Source organism: Cetobacterium sp., assembly GCF_977044495.1.
The window spans coordinates 1-17,178 of the sequence record NZ_CDRRQU010000005.1; the positions used below are offsets into that span (position 1 = coordinate 1).

A 17,178-nucleotide genomic window follows, 5' to 3' on the forward strand; every position below is an offset into this window, starting at 1 on the left:
ACCTACATGGATATGGACTTGGGATGTCCGACACCATCAGTTACTGTGGTAAATGCAGGTATCAAGTTGAAGCCAAACAAATCCTGGCAGCTGACTATTGAATGAAATCATAAATTAAAACACAACCAAAAAAAGAAAATAAAGTATATATGTTATCAACAAGAAAAATAAATGAGGAGGAATTATTATGTCAAAAAGATTTGCACCAGAACCATATAAAATAAAAATGGTTGAAAATATGGCTATTATGACTAAGGATGAAAGAAAAGAAGCTATTGAAAGAGCTGGGTATAATACTTTTTTATTAAAATCAGATGAGTGTTATATAGATTTACTTACGGATTCTGGAACTAATGCTATGAGTGACGCTCAATGGGCTGGATTGATGTTGGGGGATGAAGCATATGCAGGAAGTAGAAACTTTTATCATTTAGAAAAAACAGTACAAGAACTTTTTGGATTTAAATATGTAGTTCCAACTCACCAAGGAAGAGGCGCAGAAAATATATTATCAACTTTAACAATAAAGCCGGGAGACTATGTACCGGGGAATATGTATTTTACTACTACGAGATTCCATCAGGAAAGAAATGGTGCAACTTTTAGGGATATTATAATTGATGAAGCGCATGACTCTCAGATAGATTTGCCATTTAAAGGAAATATAGATTTAAAAAAATTACAGGCGTTAATTGATGAAGTCGGTGCAGATAAAATACCGTATATTTGTTTAGCAGTTACGGTTAACTTAGCTGGGGGACAACCGGTATCAATGGCGAATATAAAAGCAGTTTCAGAATTAGCTCATAAGCACGGAATAAAAATTATGTATGATGCAACTCGTTGTATAGAAAATGCTTATTTTATAAAGGAACGTGAGGAAGGGTATGCAGATAAATCTATAAAAGAGATTGTAAAAGAGATGTTTTCCTATGGTGATGGGTGTACAATGAGTGGAAAGAAAGATTGTTTAACTAATATAGGTGGATTTCTATGTATGAATGACTATGAGCTATATTTACAAGCAACAGCTACAGTAGTTCAATTTGAAGGTATGCCAAGTTATGGTGGATTGGCAGGAAGAGATATGGAGGCTATGGCAATCGGGCTTAGAGAAGCAGTAAATTATGAATATATAAGCCATAGAGTTAATCAAATAAGATATTTAGGAGAAAAATTAGATGCAGCAGGAGTTCCTATGGTAAAACCTTATGGAGGTCATGCTATATTTTTAGACGCAAAAGCTTTTTTACCACATCTAACGCAAGATGATTTTCCAGCTCAAGCACTAGCAGCTGCTATTTATGAAAACTCAGGTGTTAGATCAATGGAGAGAGGAATAATATCAGCAGGAAGAGATATAAAAACAGGAAAAAATCATTATCCTAAATTAGAGACAGTGAGATTGACAATTCCAAGAAGAGTTTATACGTATGCTCATTTAGACTATGTAGCAGATACAATAATAGATTTATATAAAAATAGAGAAAAAATAAAAGGACTAAAATGGGAGTATGAACCGTCTTGTTTAAGATTCTTCACGGGGAGATTCTCACAGAAATAAAGAATAGAAATTAAAATATCCTAAAGATAACTTTAGGATATTTTAATTTAGAGATGCCTACATGAAACTTTCTACTAAAATAAAAATTAGGAGGTATGTGATGGGGATTATAGATTCATTGTTATTACCATTAAAAACAACAGTAAGTGCATTAAATGGGTTTTTATGGGGAGACATAATCTTATTTAATGTTGGGGAAACAAATGTCGGTCTAAGTTTATTAGTTTTAATGTTGATTCCTACAGGAATATACTATTGTATTAAAACTAGAATGTTATCATTTAGATTATTTCCAGAGATGATAAGAATAGTAGTGAAGAGCAAAGAGAAAGAGGATAAAGATGCGATATCTGGATTACAAGCATTGTTTATAGCAACAGCTTCCAGAGTTGGAATGGGGAACTTGGCAGGTGTAGTAGCGGCAGTTTCTTTTGGAGGACCTGGAGCGATATTTTGGATGTGGATTGCAGCTATAATAGGATCAAATACAGCTTTTATTGAGAGTACATTGGCTCAAATTTATAAGGAAAAAGATCCTTTATATGGTGGTTGGAGAGGTGGACCAGCATATTTTATGAATAGGATGGAAGTGATTGCAGAATCTAGGGAGAATGATCCTTTTGAAAAAAATTTAGAGGAGGATTCAGATGTAATATCTAGAAATGGGAAGAGATATTATAAAAAATCATCTAATTTTAAATTTTGTGGAATATTATTTGCAATATCTGGATTGATAACGTGGGTTGGGATAACTCAAATAGTTTCTAACTCTGTTTCCGAATCTTTTAATAACGCTTTTGGTATATCACCTTTATATACTTCAATAGTTATGACAACTTTAGGAGGAATAGTTTTATTTGGAAAGGGAAAAAAAGATAAAGTAGTTGGTGTTTTAAATAAATTAGTACCTATAATGGCAGTACTATATTTTACATTGACACTATTTATACTTATTAAAAATATAGGTTTAGTTCCTGAAATGTTTTTAGAAATTTTTGGTGAGGCTTTTGGGGCTAGACAAATTGTGGCGGGAGGATTTGGAGCAGTTTTGATGCACGGAGTAAAAAGAGGATTATTTTCAAATGAAGCTGGAAGTGGCTCAGCACCATGTGCAGCGGCAGCGGCGGATGTAGAGCACCCTGTTCAACAAGGACTAATCCAAGCTCTAGGAGTTTTTATAGATACATTGGTGGTTTGTAGTTGTACAGCTTTTACAATGCTATTAGCACCACAGTCAATCAGAGAGGGGAAGATAGGAATGGATCTTCTTCAAAGTTGTATGGATTATCACATAGGTAGTATTGGAACTCCTTTAGTTGCATTGATTCTATTTTTATTTAGCTTTAGTACATTTTTAGGAATATTATTTTATGCAAGGTCTAACGTAGCATTTTTGTTTGGTGATAAAATGAAAGCTCAAGAAGCATACAAAATCTTAGCATTAGCAATGATGTTTATAGGTGGAATGGCTCAGTATCTATTTGTGTGGGAGTTAGGTGATTTGGGAGTAGCCTTAATGACAGTATTTAATATTATCGCGATAGTTCCAATGTCAAAAATAGCATTGGATTCTTTAGGTGAATATGATGAAATTTATATTAAAAACAATAAGGTAATATTAGAAAAAGAGTAAGAAAAACACCTTAAATTAGGAATTGAACTAATTTAAGGTGTTTTTTATTGTAAAAATATGTAAAATTTGATACTCTATAATAAACAGCTTTTTTATTTTAAGGGGGAATGCTATGTTTTTATCGCCAGGAGAAAAGATACTGAAATACAGAAGGCATTACAAAATAAAGCAAGAGGACATAACAGGGGGGAAAGTTTCTAAAACATATTTAGGAATGGTTGAGTCCGGCAAAAAGTCTTTAAGTAAAAAAATGAGTGTTGTTTTTTATAAAAATTTAAAAAAAATAGTTGAAACCTTAGGAGAAGAGTTTACAGTGGACTATGACAGCTTTATTGAAAGCGCTGAAGAACAAGCTAAGAAATATCTAGATGCAGTGATAAAAAATGAAAAAATAGATAATAAATGGGTTATCGAAGAGGGAATTTTAAAATTAAATAAAGCGAATCAAAATAGATATATAATTGATTTAGCTGAGATATATTTAAAATTACAAAACGAAGCTGAAGCTAGATATATGTACGAAAAACTATTTAAAAGAGTAACAGAAATAAAAAAGTATGAAAAAGAATTTGAAATTTTTATAAATTTGTGTGCAAACCATGAGAAATATGAGATAATAACTTTATTATTTAATAAATATAGAGAGGACATATTAAAAAATAGATTTTTAAAAAATAATGAGGAGATATATTATCTCTATTTATTATCACTTTATAAGAATAAAGAGAAAAGTTATATAGAAGTAGAAAGTGAGATAAATGAATATTTAAAAATTATAAAAAATAGAGTTATAAGAAATAAATGTTTAAATATATTGGCGGAAATTCAAATAGAAGAAAATGTTGAAAAAGGGATTGAACTATATCTTTTAATTTTGAAAAAAAGTGCAAATTTAGAGGAAAGATTAAATACTTTTTATAACTTAGGTAAAATTTTTATGCTCTCTAATAGAAGTAGTGAATTAAAAAATATTTATTTAAAATTAAGTAGGGTTTATGAGAAAAAAATTGTAAAAACTGCTGAAGAAAAATTTAGGTTATTGTATCAATTAGGAAAAATATCAGAGTATTTAGATAAACAAGTTGAAAGTAGGGCTTTTTATATAGAAGCACTTGTGATAGGAAAGGGCATAGAGGTGCCATTAAATGAGGTAATCGATATAATTAATCGATTGTTTAAAATGTTTGAAAAAAGTGATTATTACTCTTTAATCAGTATTGAAAAAGAGTATTTAAGAATATTGGAAAGTTATGAGGATTTTAAACCTGTAGTGAAACTTTTTGAGTATTATTATAAGAACTACCCTCATAAAATGGAAGAAAAATTTAATTTATTTGGAAACTATTTGGAGTAAAATAGTAAGGAGAAAGGTAAAATGGTAAAAGTAGGAAAAAGACAAACAATGAAGATTAATAACTTCAGTAGTAAAGGTGCACATTTGGATGCTGGAACAGGAGATACAAAAGATAATATTCTTTTGCCAAATAATGAACTAGAAGGTAAAGTTTTGGATATCGGGGATGAACTGGATGTAATGATATATAGAGATTCAGAAGATAGATTGACAGCAACTTTAAGAAAAACAGCTTTAACAGTTGGAACAATAGGAAAACTTTATGTGACAGATACAAATGAAAAACTAGGTGCATTTTTAGATTGGGGATTAAAAAAAGAGCTATTGTTGCCACACGCACAAATGGTAGGAGAAGTTAAAGCGGGAGATGAAGTTTTAGTTGGTATATATGAGGATAGTAAAGGAAGATTATCTGCAACAATGAAGATATATAGTTTTTTAATGCCAAATAAGGACTATCAAAAAAATGATTTTGTAGAAGGTACAGTATATAGAATTAATCCTGAAATAGGTGTTTTTGTTGCAGTCGATAATAGGTATTTCGGATTAATACCAAATAGCGAATGTTTTAAGAAATTTTATATTGGAGAAGAGATTCAAGCTAGAGTTATCAGAGTTAGAGAGGATGGAAAATTAGATTTAGCTATGAGAGAACTAGCTTTTGTTCAAATGGATAAAGATGCTGAAAGTATTATAGGGAAAATGAAAATATTAAAATCACATTTTAGATTTAATGATGATAGTTCTCCAGAAGCTATAAAAGAGTATTTTGGAATAAGTAAAAAAGCTTTTAAGAGAGCGATAGGAAAGTTATTAAAAGAGGGAAAAATAGAGAAAACAGAAGATGGATTTTTTAAATTAAAGTAAAAGGGGATTTTATGGAAGGAAAAACTATACAATCTATCCAGAGAGCAATAGATATAATGAATTGCTTTAATGAAAATGTTCATGAGCTTTCATTAAAAGAAATCAGTGAGAAAGTAGCGCTAAGTAAAAGTACTGTACATGGGATTGTATCGACGCTTTTAAAAAATTCATACTTGGAGCAAAATGAAAAAAATAGTAACTATTCATTGGGTCCAGCATTTATAGAAAAAAGTTTTATCGTAAATGAAGATGTTTTAATAAAGAATATAGGACATAAATATTTAGTAAAAATATCAGAAGAGTTCTCCGTGACTGTAAATTTATTTTTATTTAAGAGTGAGCATTTAAAATTAATTGACAGAGTTCAGTCAGATTCAATGTATTATACAATAAGTACATCTGTGACTAAAATCCCTTTAAATGCGTCAGCTTCTGGAAAATTAGCTTTGGCGTACTCGGATGACGTAAATATAGATAAAATATTTAGCAAAAATTTATTACATAAATATACAAATAGTACAATAATAGATAGAGAAACTTTGGTAGAAGAGATTTATAAAATAAGAAAAGACGGCTATTCTTTGGAAAGGTCAGAGGTTGAATTGGGAATTTATTGTATATCAGTTCCAATTTTTAAGGTAAACAATGTTTTTGTTGGAACAGCATCAATAATGGCTACAAGGGAAAAATTAATGAATATTTTACCAAATTTGGTACCTAAAATGGTAGCCATGAGTAAAAAAATATCGTTCGAATTGGGAGCACGAGAGGAGTAATAACTCCTCTTTTTTATTTAATTATTGACAAAAAAATAAAAATAGTATATTGTTAGTATAATAATTTTTTATTAAAGAATATCATTCGATAATGTAGAATACAAAAAGGGGAGGATTTATGAAGAATATGCTAGAAATTTTTGGACAATTTTGCTTTACAGAGGATAAATTGAAAAGTAGAATACCAGAATCGTATTTTAAAGAGTTTAAAAAAGTTCAAAATGGCGAGAGGGAGTTATCGATAGAACTTGCTGACTCAATAGCAAATGCAGTTAAAAATTGGGCCACTGAAAATGGAGCTACACATTTTACACATTGGTTCCAGCCTTTGACAGAGCTAACTGCTGAAAAGCATGATTCATTTATCTCAATGTCATCAGATGGGACTTGTGTCTCACAATTTTCAGGAAAGGAACTTATAAAAGGTGAAGCTGATACATCATCATTTCCAAATGGAGGGGTTAGATCGACTTTTGAAGCGAGAGGTTACACTGCATGGGATTGTAAATCACCAATGTTTTTAAGAGGAGAGGGGCTATCTAAGTCACTATATATTCCAACAGCTTTTATTGGCTATAATCAAATGGCTTTAGATAAAAAGGTACCTTTATTGAGATCGATAGATTTTATATCGGAACAAGCACTGAGATTAAAAAAAATATTGGATCCTGAATCCAATGTGACCTCAATAACTAACACCTTAGGATTGGAGCAAGAATATTTTTTAATAGAGAAGAAGTTTTGGGAAAAACGTCAGGACCTAATGCTTTCAGGTAGAACAATATTTGGATCTTTACCACCAAAAGGTCAAGAACTAAATGATCATTATTATGGAAGTATAAAGGAAAAAGTCGAAAAAGTGATGAATGAAATTGATGAAGAACTATGGAAGATAGGAATTATGGCAAAAACAAAACATAATGAAGTAGCTCCGAATCAGTTTGAGATAGCTTTGATGTTTACGACAGCAAATGTTGCAGTTGACCAAAATCAATTGACAATGGATATAATAAAAAAAGTCGCAGATAGACATAATTTAAGTGCATTATTACATGAAAAACCATTCAAGGGAGTTAATGGTTCCGGAAAACATTGTAATTGGTCACTGGCAACAAACTTAGGAGAAAATTTATTAGATCCCTCTTCTTTATCAAAAAATAATCTTCAATTTTTAGTATTTTTAACAGCCGTTTTAGAAGGAATTGATAGATATGAAGATGTTTTAAGAGCTTCTTGTGCAACACCTGGAAATGATCATAGATTAGGAGGACATGAGGCACCACCAGCGATAATTTCAGTTTTTATAGGTGAAGAGTTGGAGGAGATATTAAAAAATATAGGAAAAATAGTACCTATAAATGAAGCGCAAGGGAATATGGAGTTTGGCGTAAAAAACTTTACAAGGATACCAAAAGACATATCTGATAGAAATAGAACTTCTCCTTTTGCATTTACGGGAAATAAATTTGAATTTAGAATGCCTGGTTCGAGTGCATCAGCATCTACACCAACATTTATAATAAATACTATTGTTGGAACGATAATAAAGGAATATGCAGACTATTTAGAAAATAGAGATTCTAAGAATTTAAAAAAGGATATAATTGAACTTATAAAAGATAGATATGAAAAACATAAAAGAATTTTATTCAATGGAAATGGTTATGACGAAAGTTGGAAGATTGAAGCTGAGAGAAGAGGGTTAAAAAATTTAAAAAATACATTGGAAGGATTAAAAATCTATAAACAACCCAATATAATAGAGTTATTTAAAAACGCTAAAGTATTGTCACCAGAGGAGTTAGAAGCGAGATATACGGTTTATTGTGAGCGTTATATCAAACAAATTAACATAGAGGGAAGCTCAATGGTTAGAATTGCTAGAAATGAGATATACCCAGCATTAATGGAGTATGCATCAAAAATATCGAACAGCATCTTATCGTTGAGAGAGGTTTTGGGAGATGATGAGTTTCTATTGGCAGATAAAGCTCATCTAGTAAAACTTTTGGCTGGAAAAAATCGTTTAAAAGACTATTTAGCTCAGCTTGAGTCACAACTAGTGGTAGCTAATGAAATTGAAGATTTATATGAAAAAATAATTTATCTGAATAAAGAGATAATACCTCTATTAAAATGCTTAAGAGATATTATAGATTTACTGGAGCACCAAGTTGAAAAGAAAATTTGGCCCGTGCCAACTTATGAGGAGATGTTATTTAAATTATAAAAAAGAAGTCAGAGCCTAAACTCTGACCTCTTTTAACTATATTGTGCTTTTAAATTCTGTTTCTTTAAAACATATTTAATTGATTCTAAGGCTGCAATCGTACCATCAGCAGTGGCAGTGGTAACTTGTCTAATATTTTTAGATCTGACATCTCCAGCAGCGTATATACCTTCAATAGATGTGTGCATAGATTCATTAGTAACAATGTATCCCTGTTCATCTAAAGTCGCAACTTCACCATAAAGTTCTTTAAGTGATCTTGTTCCTAAATATAGAAAAGCAAATTGAGTTGGATAAGTTGTATCAGTGCCATTGACTTTGACAACAACCTCTTCAACAAACTCGTCTCCCTTAATCTCAATTAGTTCAGTTGAGTAATACATTTTAATTTTTTCATTAGCTTTTAATGTCTCCATAAGAGCTTTATCGCAATTGTCATCACAACTATCTGTCATAAACATAAGAATCTCTTTTGAATATTTTGTTAAAAACAGTGCTTCTTCAGCAATTTCTTTAGCCTTTCCAAAAAGAGAGACAGTCATATTTTTTGTAAAAGCTCCGTCACAAGTTGCACAATAGGAAACACCTTTCCCTAAATATTTCTCTTCACCTGGAAGTTTTTTAGATCCACTCTTAGCCCATCCACTTGCGATAATAACAGTTTTTCCCGAGAAGTTTTCAACATCTGTTTTAACAACTTTGTATTCTCCAAATAAATCAAATGCTGAAAATGTAGCACTAACAAATTCAACATTATATTTAAGTGTTTGTTCTTTCATTAAAGTGTAAATATCTTTTCCAGTGGGTGATCCTAAGATACCTGGATAATTTTCAATTTTATGAGCCATAAGAAGACTTCCAGTATTTGGTTTTTCAATAACTAAAACTGAAAGATTAGATCTTCCGGCATAAAGAGCAGCAGTTAAACCAGCTGGACCAGCACCAATAATAACAACATCGTAAACTTTGTTTTCCATATTAATCCTCCTAAAACATTCCTTGAGATTTTAATACTCCCTTCTCTTCACCTAAAATAGTAGGTTCAGTATGGGCACTATACACTATTGTATTTTCCGGATAATTTTCACAAATTTTTTTTAAACTTTTTTGTAATTGTGTTAAATTACCCGTAGGCAAGTCATATCGACCATAACTTCTCCTAAATAGTGTGTCACCAGAAATCATAAAATTGGCCTCTTTGTTGTAAAAACATTTCGAACCAACTGTGTGACCCGGAGTATCAATAACTTCAAAACCAAAAATAGAATCTCCCTCTTTTATAGGAGTAAAATCACCTGTATATGAAAAATCATATCCTTGAATAGCATAAGATAAATTCAAGGATGGATCAGTTAAAAATTCTTCCTCTTCTTTTCCAATATAGATGTGTACATTGGGAAAAAGACGCTTTATTTCATTTATTCCACCTATATGGTCACCATGACCATGAGTAAGAATAACATTTTTTAAAGTTAGATTGTGATTTTTGATAAAAGATACGACACTTTCTAATCTAGAATCACTGCAATCAAAAAGAGAAGCTTCATTATTGTCATTCCAAACTAAATAACAGTTTGTCATATAGCTCCCCAAAGGAAAGGCTTTAATTTTCATTAAAAATACCTCCAACATATTCTTTTTCATAATTATACATTATTCTAGTGTTTTTTTCTATGAAAATATTTTCCATTTCTATATTTTGTTACGCACAAGACCAATTCCATCACCGAATGGGAGTAAAACAAAATCGTGATGCTTAGAGAGATAAGTTATGAACTCGTCAAGTCTTTTTACTATTGTTTTAAATCGTTTTGGATATTCTTTATAGAGATAACCTCTAAACATAATATTATCGATAAAAATGATTCCATTGTCAGTAAGTCTCTCAAAAGAATCAGTGAAAAATTCCATATAGTGTCCCTTGGAAGCATCTATAAAAATAAAATCAAATTTTTCATTAAGTTTTTTTATTTCCTCAACACCATCTCCTAAAATTAGATTAACTGAATCTAAAAGATCTCCTTTTTTAAAATTTTCAAGAGCTTGACTATATCTAGTTTCATCAATTTCAATAGTTGTTAACTTACCACCATTTCTTTTAGCAACTCTTCCCATAATTGTTCCAGAGTACCCAATAGCAGTACCAATTTCAAGTATATTTTTGAAATTGTGGCTAGAGATTAAAAATTCAAGATATTTAGCGACCTCTTTTGTAACAATAGGTACATTATTTTCGATTGCAAAGACTTCCATTTCTAAGATTAAAGAATCCTTTTCCTCTATTTTGCTAACGACATATTCATTGGCTTCTTTTAATTCATCTAACATTATTCAAAATCCTTTCTTAGTTTAATAATATAAAAATTATCTAAAATTTCCTCAGTGTAATCAATTAAAAAACCTCCAATTGAATCAAAATGTCCGTTTACATTTTGAGGAAGGGTAAATTTTACAACAGAGAAATTTTTGTGGTTATTTAAAAACTTAATAATATTATCGGTGTTTTCTTCTGAAAATATAGTGCACGTACTATATACAAGTTCGCCTCCAACTTTTAATGAGAAAGCTGCAGAATCAAGGATTTCGTACTGTAGTGTAGATAAATTGTGAACGTTATTCATATTTTTATTATACAGTGCTTCAGGTTTTTTTCTAAGAACACCATATCCACTACATGGAGCATCAACAAGGATTTTATCAAATTTTTGTCCTTGCTCTTTAAGTTTACGAGCATCTAATTTGATAGATTTTACATTAGTAAGTCCTAATTTATATAAATTTTCTTCGATTATTTTCATTTTGTGTTGATGTATATCGAGAGCGAAGATTTCACCTGTATTATTCATAAGCTCGCCTAAAACTGCTGTTTTACTTCCAGGAGCACTACATGTATCCACAACTTTTTCTTCGGGTAGAGGATTTAAAATTTTTGCAGCTAAGTATGAGGAAGCATCTTGGGCAATAATTTTTCCATCTTTAAATTCTTGTGTATATAAGACAACTCCTGAATCGATATAGTAGACAGTATCAACTTTTTTAATAATCTCAATTTTTAAATTTTTTAAAAGAGTTTCAAATTCTTTTTCAGAGTACTTTAAAGTATTTACTCTTATACTCATGTATGGGATTTTTTTCAGAGATATTAAAACTTGTTCAGTGGAATCTCCATATTCTTTTTTAATTTTTTCGTAAAACCATCTAGGGTAAGAGTATAAAACATCAAGTTTATCCTCATCTTTTAGTTTAATTATTTCATCTTTTTTATCTCTTAGGTAACTTCTGATAACTCCATTAACAAATTTACTAACAGGTATCCCGAATTTATTTTTAGTTAATTCAGTTGCCTCCCATGCAATACCTTTATCATCACTATTCATAAAAGTGGCTTGGTAGATAGAGATTTTTAATAAATTTTTAATCCAATTTTTTTTAATATCTTTGGTTCTTTTTTCTAATTGGTAATTTAAATAAATATCATTTCTAATGACCCCATAGAAAACTTCAGTTATAAAACCACGTTCTCCTTTACTTAAATTATTTTTTGAAAAATATTCATTTAAAAGAATGTTGGAGTATTTTCCTTTTTCAAATTCGCTTAATAAACTGATAATTCTTTGTTTTATATTCAATATAACATCTCCCAACTATATAACTTTATATAACTCATCACTTTGAGGAGGCATAATTTCCAACCTCTTACCATTTTTTACAAGAATTTTTTCCTTAGAAGTGGTAAACTCTCCGATATCGAAAGCAGGAATATTATTTTCATTCAATTTCTCAATTAAAGGAGTAGCATTATTTTTATCAACTACTATAAGCATAGTTCCACTTGATATAAGTTTTAATGGATCAATTTTAAAATGATTACAGATTTCTTTTGTACATTGAGGAATAAATATTTTTTCATATGAGATTTCAACACCTAAGTTGTAAAAGCAGCTAGACTCCCAAAGTGCTCCTAAAAGACCTCCTTCAGTAATATCGTGCATCCCTTTTGAAAATGTATTGGCAATAAGACCATCTTTTACAACGCTAGTTGAATCCAAAAGAGATTTAGCCTCATCCACAATTTTTTTAGAAAAGATGTCATAGAGCTCATCTTCTTTTTCAAAAGCTATTATACCAGTTCCTTCAATTCCAACCCCTTTAGTTATAATTAACCTATCTCCAGCTATAATATGCTCTCTTTTTTTGAAATTATCTTTTTTTCCAATGCCAATTGAAGTAGCAGATATTATTGTTTTATTGACCGCAGCAGTTATTTCAGTATGTCCTCCGATTATAGAGACACCTAATTTTTCAGCTTCTTGTTGTGCCTCTTTCATAATTTTAGCAATTTCTTCTTTTTTTGTTTCAGGTGGAGCTAAAATAGTAAGCATAATTCCAACAGGTGGAACTCCTTCTGTGGCAATGTCATTGCAATTAATATTGACAGCTAACTTACCCAAATCACTATTTGATCCTGTGATTGGATCAGTTGACAAATAAACAATCTCATCTCCAACTTTAATAGCAGCACAATCGCTACCAATTTCTCCAAAGGAGAGTATTCGATCACTATTATTTTTGATATTATTAAAAACTAAATCTTTTAAATCTGAAATAGTAAGTTTACCGATTTTCATATTTTCTCCTCATATGTAGTAGAATTTTATAATCTATTATACTATATTTTCTGAAAATAAAAAACCCTTACTTAATAAAACTAAGTAAGGGAAATTATTTTTAAAATAACCCTGAAATAACACCGTGTTCATCAATATCAATAAGTTCGGCAGCAGGTATTTTTGGTAAACCGGGCATATCAATAATTCCGCCTGCCATGGCGATTATGAAACCAGCACCGGCAGCCAATTTTATAGTGTCTATTTCAACTGTGAAACCAGTAGGTCTTCCAAGAAGAGTGGCCTTATCAGAGATTGACTTTTGAGTTTTTGACATACAGATTGGAAGGTTTCCATATCCAAGCTCTTCTAATTGTTTTATAGTTTTAATGGCAACTCCAGAGAATGTAACTCCATCAGCACCATAAATCTCTTTACATATTTTTGTAATTTTATCTTTTATAGGCATATCTAAATCATATAATGGCTTATATTTAGAATTATTTTCTTCTAACTTCTTAATAACTAATTTAGCAAGTTCTTCACCACCTTCACCACCTTTAGCCCAAACTTCACATAGAGCAACAGGTGCATCTAAGGCTTCACATTGAGATTTAATCAAATTGATTTCAGCATCAGTATCAGTAACAAATTTGTTGATGGCTACAACAACTGGGAGATTAAATTTTTTCATGTTTTCAATATGCTTATCTAAGTTGGCAAGACCTAGCTTTAAAGCCTCTAAATTTTCTTCATTAAGAACTTTAGCTCCACCGTGATGTTTCAGAGCTCTGACAGTGGCAACAATAACAACACAGTTAGGATTTAACCCTCCTTTCCTACATTTGATATCTAAGAACTTTTCAGCACCTAAGTCAGCGGCGAAACCTGCTTCTGTAACAACAACATCTGAAAGTTTTAGAGCTAATTTTGTGGCTAGTAGTGAGTTACATCCATGAGCAATATTAGCAAATGGGCCTCCATGAATTATAACTGGAGTATTTTCTAAAGTTTGTACTAAATTTGGTTTTATAGCTTCTTTTAAAAGAGCTGTTACAGCCCCAGAAATTTTTAAATCGTTTATAGTAAGAGGTCTATCATTATAGCTATAACCAAAAACAATTTTTCCAATATTTTCTTTTAGTTCTTTTAAAGAATTTGAAAGACAAAGTGTTGCCATAATTTCAGAAGCAACGGTTATTTGAAAGGAATCTTGCCTAGGGTACCCATTGGTCTTTCCACCAAGTCCAATGACGATATTTCTAAGGTTTCTATCGTTCATATCGACTACTCTTTTCCAAGTAATCTTAGTGCTGTCAATACCTAATGAATTTCCTTGAGTGATGTGATTATCGATACATGCAGAAACAAGATTGTGAGCTACTCCAACTGCATGGAAATCTCCCGTAAAGTGTAAATTGATATCCTCCATTGGTATAACTTGAGAATAACCTCCTCCGGTAGCTCCTCCTTTCATTCCAAAGACAGGTCCCAAAGATGGTTCTCTAAGAGCAGCAACAGAAGAGATACCTATTTTATTTAAAGCTTGTGTCAAACCAACAGTTACAGTAGACTTTCCCTCTCCTGCGGGTGTGGGTGTAATAGCAGTAACAAGAACCAGTTTTCCATCCTCCTTATTGGCAAGTTTATCCAATAAAGAAAGATTTAGTTTAGCCTTGTATTTTCCATAAGTATCATAATAATCCTCACTAATATTTAGCTTAGAAGCTATTTCAGAAATTTTTAATAATTTTGCTTCTTGTGCAATTTGTATATCTGTATTCATTGACCCCTCCTTAAAAAATAAAGTGCTCTGAAATAAATAAGAATATCCCATTGGTACAATTGTACCTCAAAACAAATAAAAAATAAAGGTCAATAAGTAAAAATAAAAAATTGATTTTTTATGAAATTAGAGGTATATAAGGTATGAAAGAGAGCATTATAGTTGTTATCTATTCAGTGGGAAAATGTTGTTTAATTTTTAGGACAAGGGGGGTACTATGATTAACAGGGAAGATATTTTATTGGCTAAACAGGGGGATGTGGATTCGATAGAAAAGATAGTAACGGAGTATAAAAATCTTATATATGTAAGAAATAAAACCCTATTTTTAAAAGGAGCAGAAAGAGAAGACTTGGTTCAAGAGGGAATGATTGGATTAATGAAGGCTATAAAGTCTTTTGATGAAAGTAGGAGTGTGTGTTTTAGTACTTTTGCATCCCTTTGTATAAAACGACAAATTATAACAGCAGTAAAAAATTATAATTCTGAAAAGAACAAAAATTTGAATAATGCAATGCAAGGAGAGGGGTATTCTGAATTAGAAGACCTTATAAAATATAGGAGACCCTCATTAAAATATTACACTCCAGAGCAGATTGTCATTGGAAAAGAACTTATGAAGCTTTTAAAAAAATTTTTAAATGAAAATTTAAGTGGATTGGAAAAAGATGTATTTATATTTATGGCAAAAGGATATGGATATTTAGAAATAGCTCAAAAATTAGAAAAAGAACCAAAAGCAATAGACAATTCTATTCAAAGAATAAAAAAGAAAGTTATTATTTTTTTAGAAAGGTATAATAAAAATTGACAAAAGCTATAAAAATCGAATATAATATGTGAAATTTATATTTAATTTAAAGGGAGAAAATGATGATATTAGAAACAATAAAGAGTCAAAAGATAACTTTTGAACAAAAAGTTGTAACCCTAGCAAGATTAGCAGAAGGTAGTATAGAGGTTTTAAATAAAAGTGAAGCCTTAAAAAAATATATGGATGATGGAATTATATGTGATTTATTTGAGGGAAATGCTCCTTATAGACCAAGATATATAGTTCCGAACTACGATATATTTATGGAGCAAGGAAGTAAATTTTTAAACTTGGATAAACCAACGAATATATGGGAAGCTACTCATAGTTTATTAATTCTTTATAAGCACGTTCCATCAATAACAACTATGCCTGTTTATTTAGGAAATATCGACTATTTATTGGAACCTTTTATTGAGAATGAGGATGAAGCATATTTAGCAATAAAATTATTTTTAAAACATATAGATTCAACAATAACAGATTCGTTTTGTCATGCGAATATAGGACCAAAGGAAACAAAAGCTGGAATTTTAATATTAAAAGCTATGAGGGAACTGGAGTTACCAACGCCGAATTTAACAATAAAATATAGTGAAGAAACAACAGATAAAATAGCGATAGAGGCAATTAAAACAGCACTGATAACAGCTAAGCCAAGTTTTGCTAATGATAAAATTTTTAGAGCAGATTTTAAGGGAGAGTATGGAATAGTTAGTTGTTATAACGGTTTAAAAGTTGGTGGAGGAGCAAATACTTTAGTGAGAGTGAGGTTGGGGGCTCTGTCAAAATTGGCTAATTCAGAAGGTGATTTTTTGACAAGAGTCTTACCTGAAACGTCAAAAGAGATATTGGAATACATAGATGAAAGATCTAGATTTATTATAGAGGAAAGTGGATTTTATGAGAGCAATTTCTTAATAAAAGAGGGACTTTTAGAAAAGGAAAAATTTACTGGGTTGTTTGGTTTTGTTGGATTAGCTGAATGTGTGAACAATCTTTTAGGTGCAACAGAAAAACAGGAGAGATTTGGATATTCAGAAAAAGCAAATAGATTGGGACTTGAAATAGTGGAGACCATGTCAAAGATAATTATAAATCATAAAACAAAGTACGCAGGAGAATTTTTTGGAAAAACTCATTTACTTCACTCACAAGTTGGAATAGATACAGATAAAGATGAAAGTCCGGGATGTAGGATTCCTGTGGGAGAAGAACCGGAAATATTTGAACATATAATTCAATCGGCTCCATTTCATCGTTACTGTCCGAGTGGAATTGGAGATATATTTGTATTTGACGAAACATATAAATCAAATCCGGAAGCAATTTTGGATATAATAAAAGGTGCTTTTGAAACTGAAATGAGATTTTTCTCATTGTATAGCGATACTTGCGATGTTGTTAGAGTGACAGGGTATCTTGTGAAGAAATCGGAGATTGAAAAATTGGATAGAGGGGAACAGGTATTGAGAGATACAACTATTTTAGGAAAAGGTGCTAGAGATAATGCTAAGGCTTTGGATAGAAAGTTAAGAAGTGAGTAG

Annotated in this window: 14 protein-coding genes; 8 read left to right on the forward strand and 6 right to left on the reverse strand. The window is 30.8% G+C overall.

The features are described 5' to 3' along the window. Positions 1 to 187 precede the first annotated feature (187 nt). The 6 genes from ACWI69_RS02035 to ACWI69_RS02060 all read left to right on the forward strand — a co-directional run bounded on the left by ACWI69_RS02035 (position 188) and on the right by ACWI69_RS02060 (position 8,424). Positions 188 to 1,564 (forward strand): tyrosine phenol-lyase, encoded by a 1,377-nt coding sequence (locus tag ACWI69_RS02035; RefSeq protein WP_448820190.1) that lies wholly within the window; start codon positions 188 to 190, stop codon positions 1,562 to 1,564. A 100-nt stretch (positions 1,565 to 1,664) separates the two neighbouring features. Continuing rightward, positions 1,665 to 3,197: an alanine/glycine:cation symporter family protein gene (locus ACWI69_RS02040; protein WP_448820191.1), complete on the forward strand. Its 1,533-nt coding sequence runs from the start codon at positions 1,665 to 1,667 to the stop codon at positions 3,195 to 3,197. Between the two features lie 112 nt (positions 3,198 to 3,309). Continuing rightward, positions 3,310 to 4,551: a hypothetical protein gene (locus tag ACWI69_RS02045; RefSeq protein WP_448820192.1), complete on the forward strand. Its 1,242-nt coding sequence runs from the start codon at positions 3,310 to 3,312 to the stop codon at positions 4,549 to 4,551. A 21-nt stretch (positions 4,552 to 4,572) separates the two neighbouring features. Continuing rightward, on the forward strand, positions 4,573 to 5,418 hold the full coding sequence (locus ACWI69_RS02050) for a CvfB family protein (RefSeq protein ID WP_448820193.1): 846 nt from the start codon (positions 4,573 to 4,575) through the stop codon (positions 5,416 to 5,418). A gap of 11 nt (positions 5,419 to 5,429) precedes the next feature. Then, positions 5,430 to 6,194, forward strand: a complete 765-nt coding sequence (locus tag ACWI69_RS02055) for an IclR family transcriptional regulator (RefSeq protein WP_448820194.1) — start codon at positions 5,430 to 5,432, stop codon at positions 6,192 to 6,194. Between the two features lie 118 nt (positions 6,195 to 6,312). Next, the gene (locus tag ACWI69_RS02060) at positions 6,313 to 8,424 is read left to right on the forward strand and encodes a glutamine synthetase III family protein (protein ID WP_448820195.1); all 2,112 of its coding nucleotides are present in this window, start codon (positions 6,313 to 6,315) and stop codon (positions 8,422 to 8,424) included. A gap of 32 nt (positions 8,425 to 8,456) precedes the next feature. Here ACWI69_RS02060 and ACWI69_RS02065 read toward each other — a convergent pair whose 3' ends face one another. From ACWI69_RS02065 to ACWI69_RS02090, 6 genes are all read right to left on the reverse strand, one after another. Then, positions 8,457 to 9,401 (reverse strand): NAD(P)/FAD-dependent oxidoreductase, encoded by a 945-nt coding sequence (locus tag ACWI69_RS02065; protein ID WP_448820196.1) that lies wholly within the window; start codon positions 9,399 to 9,401, stop codon positions 8,457 to 8,459. A gap of 10 nt (positions 9,402 to 9,411) precedes the next feature. Continuing rightward, a complete protein-coding gene (locus tag ACWI69_RS02070; protein ID WP_448820197.1) occupies positions 9,412 to 10,038 on the reverse strand; it encodes an MBL fold metallo-hydrolase in 627 nt (208 codons plus the stop codon). A gap of 78 nt (positions 10,039 to 10,116) precedes the next feature. Next, positions 10,117 to 10,752: an O-methyltransferase gene (locus tag ACWI69_RS02075; RefSeq protein ID WP_448820198.1), complete on the reverse strand. Its 636-nt coding sequence runs from the start codon at positions 10,750 to 10,752 to the stop codon at positions 10,117 to 10,119. Then, positions 10,752 to 12,053 carry a 16S rRNA (cytosine(967)-C(5))-methyltransferase RsmB gene (gene rsmB / locus ACWI69_RS02080; RefSeq protein ID WP_448820199.1) on the reverse strand — a complete coding sequence of 434 codons (1,302 nt, stop codon included), beginning with the start codon at positions 12,051 to 12,053 and terminating at the stop codon, positions 10,752 to 10,754. Before rsmB ends, ACWI69_RS02075 begins: the two co-directional genes overlap by 1 nt. A gap of 15 nt (positions 12,054 to 12,068) precedes the next feature. Beyond that, on the reverse strand, positions 12,069 to 13,052 hold the full coding sequence (locus ACWI69_RS02085; RefSeq protein WP_448820200.1) for an AIR synthase family protein: 984 nt from the start codon (positions 13,050 to 13,052) through the stop codon (positions 12,069 to 12,071). Between the two features lie 100 nt (positions 13,053 to 13,152). Next, on the reverse strand, positions 13,153 to 14,817 hold the full coding sequence (locus ACWI69_RS02090) for a formate--tetrahydrofolate ligase (protein ID WP_448820201.1): 1,665 nt from the start codon (positions 14,815 to 14,817) through the stop codon (positions 13,153 to 13,155). Between the two features lie 217 nt (positions 14,818 to 15,034). Here ACWI69_RS02090 and ACWI69_RS02095 point away from each other — a divergent pair, with 217 nt between their 5' ends. Together ACWI69_RS02095 and ACWI69_RS02100 are read left to right on the forward strand one after the other, a co-directional pair. Further along, complete coding sequence (locus ACWI69_RS02095) at positions 15,035 to 15,628, forward strand: sigma-70 family RNA polymerase sigma factor (RefSeq protein ID WP_448820202.1); 594 nt, start codon at positions 15,035 to 15,037, stop codon at positions 15,626 to 15,628. A 62-nt stretch (positions 15,629 to 15,690) separates the two neighbouring features. Beyond that, the gene (locus ACWI69_RS02100) at positions 15,691 to 17,178 is read left to right on the forward strand and encodes a YjjI family glycine radical enzyme (RefSeq protein WP_448820203.1); all 1,488 of its coding nucleotides are present in this window, start codon (positions 15,691 to 15,693) and stop codon (positions 17,176 to 17,178) included.

Coding starts and splice junctions, on each gene's coding strand:
- ACWI69_RS02035 (WP_448820190.1), top strand. CDS start 188: ATGTCAAAAAGATTTGCACCAGAACCATATAAAATAAAAATGGTTGAA.
- ACWI69_RS02040 (WP_448820191.1), top strand. CDS start 1,665: ATGGGGATTATAGATTCATTGTTATTACCATTAAAAACAACAGTAAGT.
- ACWI69_RS02045 (WP_448820192.1), top strand. CDS start 3,310: ATGTTTTTATCGCCAGGAGAAAAGATACTGAAATACAGAAGGCATTAC.
- ACWI69_RS02050 (WP_448820193.1), top strand. CDS start 4,573: ATGGTAAAAGTAGGAAAAAGACAAACAATGAAGATTAATAACTTCAGT.
- ACWI69_RS02055 (WP_448820194.1), top strand. CDS start 5,430: ATGGAAGGAAAAACTATACAATCTATCCAGAGAGCAATAGATATAATG.
- ACWI69_RS02060 (WP_448820195.1), top strand. CDS start 6,313: ATGAAGAATATGCTAGAAATTTTTGGACAATTTTGCTTTACAGAGGAT.
- ACWI69_RS02065 (WP_448820196.1), bottom strand. CDS start 9,401: ATGGAAAACAAAGTTTACGATGTTGTTATTATTGGTGCTGGTCCAGCT.
- ACWI69_RS02070 (WP_448820197.1), bottom strand. CDS start 10,038: ATGAAAATTAAAGCCTTTCCTTTGGGGAGCTATATGACAAACTGTTAT.
- ACWI69_RS02075 (WP_448820198.1), bottom strand. CDS start 10,752: ATGTTAGATGAATTAAAAGAAGCCAATGAATATGTCGTTAGCAAAATA.
- ACWI69_RS02085 (WP_448820200.1), bottom strand. CDS start 13,052: ATGAAAATCGGTAAACTTACTATTTCAGATTTAAAAGATTTAGTTTTT.
- ACWI69_RS02090 (WP_448820201.1), bottom strand. CDS start 14,817: ATGAATACAGATATACAAATTGCACAAGAAGCAAAATTATTAAAAATT.
- ACWI69_RS02095 (WP_448820202.1), top strand. CDS start 15,035: ATGATTAACAGGGAAGATATTTTATTGGCTAAACAGGGGGATGTGGAT.
- ACWI69_RS02100 (WP_448820203.1), top strand. CDS start 15,691: ATGATATTAGAAACAATAAAGAGTCAAAAGATAACTTTTGAACAAAAA.